Source organism: Xenorhabdus entomophaga (genome assembly GCF_037996725.1).
Lineage (GTDB): Bacteria > Pseudomonadota > Gammaproteobacteria > Enterobacterales > Enterobacteriaceae > Xenorhabdus > Xenorhabdus khoisanae.
In genome coordinates, this window is record NZ_JBBMXH010000176.1 from 1 (window position 1) to 4,474 (window position 4,474).

At 44.0% G+C, this 4,474-nt stretch carries 8 protein-coding genes and 1 tRNA gene; 8 read left to right on the top strand and 1 reads right to left on the bottom strand.

All coding sequences use genetic code 11. The features are described from left to right. The first annotated feature begins 346 nt into the window (after nucleotides 1-346). From AAC854_RS21300 to AAC854_RS21320, 5 genes are all read left to right on the top strand, one after another. Nucleotides 347-1,126 carry an antitermination protein Q gene (locus AAC854_RS21300; RefSeq protein ID WP_340618843.1) on the top strand — a complete coding sequence of 260 codons (780 nt, stop codon included), beginning with the start codon at nucleotides 347-349 and terminating at the stop codon, nucleotides 1,124-1,126. Nucleotides 1,127-1,461: 335 nt separating this feature from the next. Beyond that, entirely contained in the window at nucleotides 1,462-1,947 is a 486-nt protein-coding gene (locus tag AAC854_RS21305; RefSeq protein ID WP_340618844.1) for a DUF7823 domain-containing protein, read from the top strand. A 236-nt stretch (nucleotides 1,948-2,183) separates the two neighbouring features. Next, nucleotides 2,184-2,259: transfer RNA gene (locus AAC854_RS21310), tRNA-Phe, on the top strand. A 61-nt stretch (nucleotides 2,260-2,320) separates the two neighbouring features. After that, the gene (locus AAC854_RS21315; protein ID WP_340618845.1) at nucleotides 2,321-2,572 is read left to right on the top strand and encodes a hypothetical protein; all 252 of its coding nucleotides are present in this window, start codon (nucleotides 2,321-2,323) and stop codon (nucleotides 2,570-2,572) included. Between the two features lie 122 nt (nucleotides 2,573-2,694). Then, nucleotides 2,695-2,952 carry a hypothetical protein gene (locus AAC854_RS21320; RefSeq protein WP_340618846.1) on the top strand — a complete coding sequence of 86 codons (258 nt, stop codon included), beginning with the start codon at nucleotides 2,695-2,697 and terminating at the stop codon, nucleotides 2,950-2,952. Here AAC854_RS21320 and AAC854_RS21325 read toward each other — a convergent pair. Further along, the gene (locus tag AAC854_RS21325; RefSeq protein ID WP_340618847.1) at nucleotides 2,870-3,316 is read right to left on the bottom strand and encodes an ECs1072 family phage-associated protein; all 447 of its coding nucleotides are present in this window, start codon (nucleotides 3,314-3,316) and stop codon (nucleotides 2,870-2,872) included. The two genes, AAC854_RS21320 and AAC854_RS21325, sit on opposite strands and share 83 nt — an antisense overlap. 164 nt (nucleotides 3,317-3,480) lie before the next feature. On the opposite strand from AAC854_RS21325, the gene AAC854_RS21330 reads away from it, so the two are divergent. The 3 genes from AAC854_RS21330 to AAC854_RS21340 all read left to right on the top strand — a co-directional run. Then, entirely contained in the window at nucleotides 3,481-3,783 is a 303-nt protein-coding gene (locus tag AAC854_RS21330; protein ID WP_340618848.1) for a phage holin family protein, read from the top strand. Then, nucleotides 3,780-4,181: a structural protein gene (locus AAC854_RS21335; RefSeq protein ID WP_340618849.1), complete on the top strand. Its 402-nt coding sequence runs from the start codon at nucleotides 3,780-3,782 to the stop codon at nucleotides 4,179-4,181. Before AAC854_RS21330 ends, AAC854_RS21335 begins: the two co-directional genes overlap by 4 nt. Next, nucleotides 4,178-4,474, top strand: a 297-nt coding sequence (locus AAC854_RS21340) for a lysis system i-spanin subunit Rz (RefSeq protein WP_340618850.1), incomplete at its 3' end; no start/stop codon positions are given. The genes AAC854_RS21335 and AAC854_RS21340, both read left to right, overlap by 4 nt.

Here is a 4,474-nt window from a genome sequence, read left to right on the forward strand (position 1 = left end):
CGCCTTAAGCACTTAGGGGGTATCCAGCAACGGGCTTATATCATGGTGTTAGTGCCTGAATCAGACGACGAATAATTTCCCATGTGAGGGCTAAATCGGTTGTCTCAGTTGTCTCGGTTGTCTCATTTTTATTAACTATATGAATTTTAATTATTTTTACTTTTAAATTGAGACAACATGAGACAACAAACAGGGGTTTTGAGACAACATCACATGGGAAGACGAAAGGACAGTACAGCAGAGGCATTATGAAAAAATTACTTAACTTACACCGTCAGAAAAAACAGGGCTTCATGGGTATGCTGCCGGACAAGATTATCCTCAATTTGGTGGGGGAATGTGCTGCATGAAACTCGAATCAGCATTAAAACACTTTCACCCGAAATCACCGACCTTTAGTGATGCTTCCACCAGTACCGCCCCGGATAGAATGAAAGGCATGGATACCGCTGCGGCTTTAGGGATGGCTGAATCACAGGCTAAATTTGGCATGACGGCCTTTTTTGCCAAGAACAACGTCAGTGAAGAAGACAAATTCAGCACTGTGGAAGAACTGACCCGATACGCAAGGCGAACTGTACCGAAACTGATCTCGAAGGCCGCCGGGAATAAACTGGGGCAATGTCTGGTGATCTTGTCCAAGATGGCGTTTGAAAATTACGCCCGTTCAGCCGCGTCAACCTGTCAGTGTTCGGAGTGCCAAGGTAAGGGGATTACTTGCAGAGTGAAAGCCGTGGTGAAGCACCCGGGCATCACGAACATTGATGGAGTGGTGATCGTTGAGCCAAATATCAAAGATGAGCTGGTGGACGAATTGTGCCAAGCTTGCAACGGTAAGGGCGTTCTGTCAAATCGTTGTCGCTGCAAGGGACGTGGCTTGGTGCTTGATGAGGAACAGACGGCATTGCAGGGTATACCCGTTCATAAAATCTGCCCGCGATGTTCGGGGCGAGGTTACAGCAAAGTACCGTCGTCGGTGGCTTACACAGCAATCAAGGCTTACTTACCGGAACTGAACGAAAGAACATGGCGACGGAACTGGAAGCCCTTTTATCAGAAGCTGGTGGAGAAGTGCTACACGGAAGAAAAGCGAGCAGAAGTTGCATTCAATGCGGTGACAAAATAAACCGTTGCATTTTGTCCGGCCTTGGTCTAACATCTTCAAATAGTGGGAACTTGTAACCATACTCACTACGAATATTTAAACCTCGCTTCGGCGGGGTTTTTTGTTGCCTGTATTCAATAAAGGGTATTCGGAATTAGCAGCAAACTTCGAATTTACACCTCACTGAATCACGCACTCGATGAATAGACATACTTTATAATGCGCAACCATATTTTAATGCGTATTAATTCTGCCGCTTGGTATTCAATTGAGATAAAAACCTAACCTAAGTAATATTAACTGGCTAGTTAGCAGTAGATGAAATGACCTTTAACGAATAATAAAGTGAGGAATTTATGTCTGACGTTAATAATCCAGAAATTGTTGTTGAAGATTATTTGCTAATTATTGATGTTACCTTAGGAGTCGGATGGGATGATCATACTGAATCTAAATGGGGATATTTCAGTGAAGAAGAAGCAAGCAAAAAAGAACCTGCATTTGGTTCTTTGGATGTAATCCAAAATAGGACAGACATTGCGAAAATTAGAACATTCTATTGGATAGATCAGACAGGGCCTGGGGTTCCTCTGTTTATTTTTGGAGTATCCCCTTATTTGGCCACAGAAAGTTCTACAGGGTTGGAAGACTTATTTAAAAATAAAGATCTTTATATCATTGTTGATGGATTAACCTATAACCTTGGTAAACCCTCAAACTTTTTTACTCCCCTAGAACATGGCTATTTCAGTTGGTATGAAAGCAATGCTAAAGTGCAAAAATTAAGTAGCATTTTGAAACAAACAGGTGTAACCAAGCGTCTGTATATCAACTGGAAATAACCCCCAAGCCTCCATTTTGACTCCAAGCCTCGCACTCGCGGGGTTTTTTGCTATCTACCCGTAGTCAACTCAGAGTTTACAACTCAACCACCAAAAGATTTTTGGTAGTTCAAAATCCCGCAAGAGTTCGGGATGTTTAGATGAATATTCCAATTTCTCGATATCGGAAATCCCATAACGGAACTAATTCAAGTAGTTATTCCAAGGCTGCGCATGGCGTGGCCTTTTTTATATCTGGAACTTTGGCGTAGAGGGTTCGCGCGGATGCCTGAAAAGCATTAGGACTCGGTTCGATTCCGAGAGGTTCCACCAAATTATATCGAAGGTCACTTAGGTGGCCTTTTTTATTACCTACGCAATGAGGAAATTAACCATGTACGCATTAAAGCTAATCACAGTCAGAAACGGTCGTTCAGTCGAAGAGTCATGGATCTTGGGGGACATGTACCGTCTGGAGTTTTACCCGAAAGATAGCCCTGATGTTATCGCCCGTGTTGAACATAGCCAAAACGGTAATCTGATTAATCGCGACATCAAAAAAACAGACCAAGCTTACATAACCACTCTGACAGGTGACACTGTTCGCACGATCTGTCGAGGCCAATCAGTAAGTCAGGCCGCATGATCAATACAGAGCGTCTATATCTGGGCGCTCGATATTGATTATTACCTAATTCGCCATCGCAACGTCTCAACACTCCAAATTGTTGTGGTTGGAATCCTATTAACTCACTAGAGAGGTGAATGATGGAAAAGCGTATTGAAGAACCTTATTTTTTTAACCCCAATATGGACAGTGAAGAGCTGGAATACTGGTTAGGGCAGCAGAAAATATTTATCTCAAGGTATAACGCACTACTGAGAGAAAAAGCTGCCCTGACTGAGCAGCTTGCTGAAATAGAAAAAGAGCTTAACCAGAGGGCTATGTACGGCTTTGAAGGTAAATTGAGTCTCCCTTGGGATCCCAATCTTTTTCAGAAAACTCGTCAAGCGGGTAAGAGGTAGCGGGGAAGTCAAGTGAATTCAAATACCCCTGGGCGTCAGGGTGCATGTTTTCTCTCCGTAAACGCTCTGAGATAATGAACATACTGTCATTAAAAGAAAGTGCTCGTATTTCTGGTAGGCTCCACTTTGTTATTTCGAGAATCATATGGTGTAGTGCTTTTTCATTTTCAAGTGGTGAATGAGGTGAGCCATATTTTTTCCTGTATTCATCCAAAATACACTCAAGGACAAATATCTGCTCAATACGATGCCATACTTGATTAACGCGGTAATTATTTTTCCCGGACATAGAAGAAGTGGGCATTCCATTGTTTTGGCAAACTCTCATTTTTATTATCAATAATAGGTCTGAATAATTACTCATATTGATCTCTCGCCGAAGCTAATCAGCCATCACTTCGGTTGATTGATTTTTGGCTGACCTGGCAGCTTACCTTAACTATCAACCCATTACTTTTAACCGACTCACAGGGGTAACCATCGTTCACCCCACGGACGCCCATTGTTCAAATGGGGTGGAATATGCGTATGCCAAATAAAGACCCAAGCGGCTTTGAACTGTATCAATGGCTGATACTGCTACTGCTTTCAGCATGGGGCGGGATAGTCCGCTACATTATCGATATAAAAACCAGTAATGCCCGCTGGAGTTGGTTCGGGGCAGTGGCTCAGGTAGTCGTTTCGGGCTTCACCGGACTGATAGGGGGCTTTATCAGCCTCGAGGCAGGACTGAGCTTATACATGACATTCGCCAGTGCGGGCATGTGCGGTGCGATGGGAAGTATCGCTCTCACGTATTTCTGGAACAGACTGACAGATGACCCAAGATGACCAGAGGCATTCGTAATAACAACCCCGGCAATATTGACCACAATCCCGCTAATAAGTGGCAGGGTCAATTGAAGCATGACCCAAAGATTGAAAAGCGCTTCTGTCGTTTCGAGACTGCGGAGCATGGTATCCGGGCACTTATGAAGTTGCTGACCAATTACCACAAGGGCGGTCACAACAGCGTATCTAAGATGATTAATCGCTATGCGCCAAATAGCGAGAATAACACTACTGCCTATATTAACGGTGTTGCTAAGGCGCTCAATGTTGACCAGTTCGAGAAAATCGACATCAATAAGCCCACGCTGATTGCGCTGGCTAAATCCATTATCCGGCACGAGAACGGCAAGCAACCTTATTCCGATGATGTTTTCGAACGGGCGTTTGAATTGCTATGAACTGGAAATTACAGGTTTTCTCACTCGTTGGCGTTGCGTTGCTAGGTTTTCTTTGTAATTACCTGATTGACGAAAATATTGAGTTAGGGAAAGAGAATAAGTTACTCAGCCAATCCCTGTCAGAACAAGTCGCTATCAACACCACCCAGCAAGAGCGCATCAAGCAACTCCACGAATTAGATACCCGACACACGCAGGAACTCGCCAATGCCAAGATTGAAATCGATACTCTTCGGGCTGATGTTGCCGCTGGTCGTCGCAAGCTGCGCATCAAGGCCACCTGTCCTGTGTCT

What these genes read in the sequence shown, in the direction of transcription:
- AAC854_RS21300 (WP_340618843.1), top strand. Translation starts at nt 347, where the DNA reads ATGAAACTCGAATCAGCATTAAAACACTTTCACCCGAAATCACCGACC.
- AAC854_RS21305 (WP_340618844.1), top strand. Translation starts at nt 1,462, where the DNA reads ATGTCTGACGTTAATAATCCAGAAATTGTTGTTGAAGATTATTTGCTA.
- AAC854_RS21315 (WP_340618845.1), top strand. Translation starts at nt 2,321, where the DNA reads ATGTACGCATTAAAGCTAATCACAGTCAGAAACGGTCGTTCAGTCGAA.
- AAC854_RS21320 (WP_340618846.1), top strand. Translation starts at nt 2,695, where the DNA reads ATGGAAAAGCGTATTGAAGAACCTTATTTTTTTAACCCCAATATGGAC.
- AAC854_RS21325 (WP_340618847.1), bottom strand. Translation starts at nt 3,316, where the DNA reads ATGAGTAATTATTCAGACCTATTATTGATAATAAAAATGAGAGTTTGC.
- AAC854_RS21330 (WP_340618848.1), top strand. Translation starts at nt 3,481, where the DNA reads ATGCCAAATAAAGACCCAAGCGGCTTTGAACTGTATCAATGGCTGATA.
- AAC854_RS21335 (WP_340618849.1), top strand. Translation starts at nt 3,780, where the DNA reads ATGACCAGAGGCATTCGTAATAACAACCCCGGCAATATTGACCACAAT.